General features: G+C 64.3%; 1 protein-coding gene and 2 pseudogenes. 1 reads left to right on the forward strand and 2 read right to left on the reverse strand.

Annotated elements, in window-relative coordinates; translation table 11 throughout:
* Positions 1-87, forward strand: a pseudogene (locus tag EOA28_RS30185) (DoxX family protein); the annotation flags it as partial.
* Positions 88-168: 81 nt separating this feature from the next.
* On the opposite strand, the gene EOA28_RS30190 reads toward EOA28_RS30185, so the two are convergent.
* Together EOA28_RS30190 and EOA28_RS41195 are read right to left on the reverse strand one after the other, a co-directional pair.
* The gene (locus EOA28_RS30190) at positions 169-2,595 is read right to left on the reverse strand and encodes an FAD-dependent oxidoreductase (protein ID WP_127252181.1); all 2,427 of its coding nucleotides are present in this window, start codon (positions 2,593-2,595) and stop codon (positions 169-171) included.
* A gap of 64 nt (positions 2,596-2,659) precedes the next feature.
* Positions 2,660-3,196, reverse strand: a pseudogene (locus EOA28_RS41195) (trimethylamine methyltransferase family protein); the annotation flags it as partial.

The raw sequence follows: 3,196 nt of genomic DNA on the forward strand, positions 1-3,196 counted from the left end.
ATCCTGTTCTGCTTCGTCTTCCTCTACCTGTTCTTTGCCGGTTCGGGCGCCTTCGCGCTGGACAATCGCGACAGCGCCAGAGCCTGATGGCAGGATGCGCGCCAGGAGGCTTTTTGTTTTGACGCAATTCCGGACGGAAAACCGCTTCGCACTTTTCCTGGAATTGCTCTAGCCGCGCATCCGCTCGAAATTGGCGTCGAACAGCGGCGCCGCCTGGATGCGCGCCGCGTGACGCTGGCCGAGGATCTCGATCTCGAAACCGTCCGGTCTGTCGGCAATTTCCTTCGGCACATAGCCCATCGCGACCGATTTCTTCGAATTATGCGCGTAGCCGCCCGACGTGACCCAGCCGCGCACGACACCGTCATGCCAGATCGCTTCGTCGCCGATCACATCGGCATCGACGGCATCAACGATGAAGGCGCGCAGCCGAAGCTTGCCGCCCTCTCGGCGCTCGGCGAGCGCCGCTTCCTTGCCGATGAAATCGGCGTCCTTGCCATAGGCGACGAAGCGGTCGAGCCCGGCCTCGACCGGCCCGTAGATCGGCCGGTACTCGCGCGCCCATGAGCCGTAGTTCTTCTCCAGCCTCAGCGCATTCAGCGCGCGCGAGCCGAACGGGCCAATGCCGAACTCCTCTCCCGCAGCGAGCAGCGCCTGGTAGGAGGCGCGCTGGTATTCCGGCGCCACCCAGATCTCATAGCCGAGATCGCCTGTGTAGCTGACCCGGCCGACAAGGCACGGCGCCATGCCGATGTCCATCCTGGCCACCGCCATGAAGGGGAACGCCTTGTTGGAAACATCGGCGCGGGTGACCTTGGCGAGCACCTCCCCCGCCTTCGGCCCGGCAATCGCAAGGCCGGTGAGCTTCTGTCCCAGCGCCTCGATCCGCACCGAGCCATCCTTGGGCAGATGGGCCTCGAACCAGCGCATGTGATACTGCTCGGCGATGCCTGAGCCGGCGACGAACCACTCTGCGTCGTCGATATTGGCCAAAGTGAAATCGCCGATCAGTCTGCCGTCGTCCTTCAGCATCGGCGCCAGCGTCATGCGGCCGCGCTTGGGCAGCTTGCAGGCGAATACGCGATCGAGCCATCCAGCCGCGCCCTCGCCCGTCACCTTGTATTTGGCGAAGTTCGAGATCTCCGACAGGCCGACGCCATTGCGCACCGCCGCGACTTCCTTGGCGACATGGTCGAAGTCGGTCGAACGCCGCCACGAGAACTCGTCCTTGACGCCTTCCGGCGCATACCAGAGCGGCACTTCGAGCCCGTAGGACACGCCCCATTGCGCGCCCCTGGCGGCCAGCATGTCGTAGAGAGGCGTCGTCTTCAGAGGACGCCCGGCCGGCAGCTCCTCGTTCGGGAAGCGGATCGAAAAACGCCGCGAATAATTCTCGCGCACCTTGGCGTTGGTATAAGCCATCGTCGCCCAGTCGCCATACCGCGCCACGTCCATGGCCCAGATGTCGGCGCCCGGATCGCCCTCGATCATCCAGTTGGACAGCGCGAGGCCAACGCCGCCGCCCTGGCTGAAGCCGGCCATCACGCCGCAGGCGACCCAGAAGCCCGGCAGGCCGCGCACCGGGCCGACCAGCGGATTGCCGTCCGGGGCGAAGGTAAAGGGGCCGTTGATGATCTGCTTGATGCCGGTCTTCTGGAAAGCGGGGAAATGGCGGAAGCCGACTTCCAGCGACGGCGCGATGCGGTCGATGTCCGGCTCCAGCAGCTCATGGCCGAAATTCCACGGCGTCTGGAATTCGGACCAGACCTTGTTGGCCTTCTCATAGGTGCCCATGAGCATGCCGCCGCGCTCCTGGCGCAGGTAGAGCTCGCCGTCGAAATCGACCGCGTGGATGATCTCGGTGCCGGTCTTCTTGTTCCAGTCGGCGACCTCCGGCATGTCCTCGGTGATCAGGTACATATGCTCCATCGCCAGCACCGGCAGTTCCAGTCCGACCATGCGGCCGACCTCGCGCGCCCACAGGCCGCCGGCATTGACAACATGCTCGGCGATGACATCCCCCTTGTTGGTGATGACGCGCCACAACCCGTCGGGACGGCGCACGATGTCCTCGACCTTGGTGAAGCGCTCGACCTCGGCCCCCAGCTTCCGTGCGGCCTTGGCATAGGCGTGCGTGACACCGGACGGGTCGAGATGGCCGTCCTCCTTGTTGCGCACCGCGCCGACGAACTGGCTGGGATCTATGAGCGGCATCAGTTCCGCCGCTTCCTTGGCCGAGATTACTTCGAGGTCGAAGCCGAGATAACGGCCCTTCGACACCACGCCGCGCAGCCAATCCATTCGAGCCTCGGTCGCGGCCAGAAGCACGCCGCCGGTAAGATGCACGCCGGTCGCCTGTTCTGAAAGCTCCTCGATCTCTTTGTAGAGCGAGATCGTGTATTTCTGCAGCTTGGCGATGTTGGGATCGCCATTGATCGTGTGCATGCCGCCGGCCGCATGCCATGTCGAACCCGAAGTCAGCTCGTCGCGCTCCAGAAGCACGACATCGGTCCAGCCATGGCGGGCGAGATGGAACAGCACCGAGCATCCGACGACACCGCCGCCGATGACCACGACCTTTGCATGCGACTTCATGGGTTCTTCTCGTTGGTTCAGTGAGTTGAGAGGCTGAAATGATTCAAGATGGAAAGCCGTTCCCTCACGGCTCGCCTTGCCCGATCGCTTGCTTCCGGCGCGCCATATAGGCTTCGAGCGCTTCGCGCATGGCGGGGTCCATGGCCGGCTGGACATATTCCTCCAGCGCCTTCTTCCACAGCCTGGTCGCGCGCGCCGTCGTGTCGAGCGCGCCTGCCTCCTGCCAGGCTTCGTAATTCTGCCAGTTGGAGAGCATCGGCTGGTAGAAGGCGGTGGCGTAGCGCTCAAGCGTGTGCGGTTCGCCGAAGAAATGACCCCCGGTCGGCACCGCGCCCAGCGCCTCGACGGCGAGTTCCGCCTCGTCGACCACGATCGGCCGCAGGAATCCATCATGTGCTGGATCATCTCGACATCGATGATGAGCTTTTCGAACGAAGCCGTCAGTCCGCCCTCCTGCCAGCCGGCCGCATGATAGACGAGATTGCCGTGGCCGAGCACCGCGCCCCACAGCGCCATCATCGTCTCATAGGCGCCCTGCGCATCGGCGGCGTTGGAGGCCGAGCCCGGCGTGGTGCGGTACGGCAAATTGTAGTGCCGCGCC

The sequence above is a fragment of the Mesorhizobium sp. M2A.F.Ca.ET.067.02.1.1 genome (assembly GCF_004023285.1).
GTDB lineage: Bacteria > Pseudomonadota > Alphaproteobacteria > Rhizobiales > Rhizobiaceae > Mesorhizobium.

Coding starts and splice junctions, on each gene's coding strand:
- EOA28_RS30190 (WP_127252181.1), bottom strand. CDS start 2,595: ATGAAGTCGCATGCAAAGGTCGTGGTCATCGGCGGCGGTGTCGTCGGA.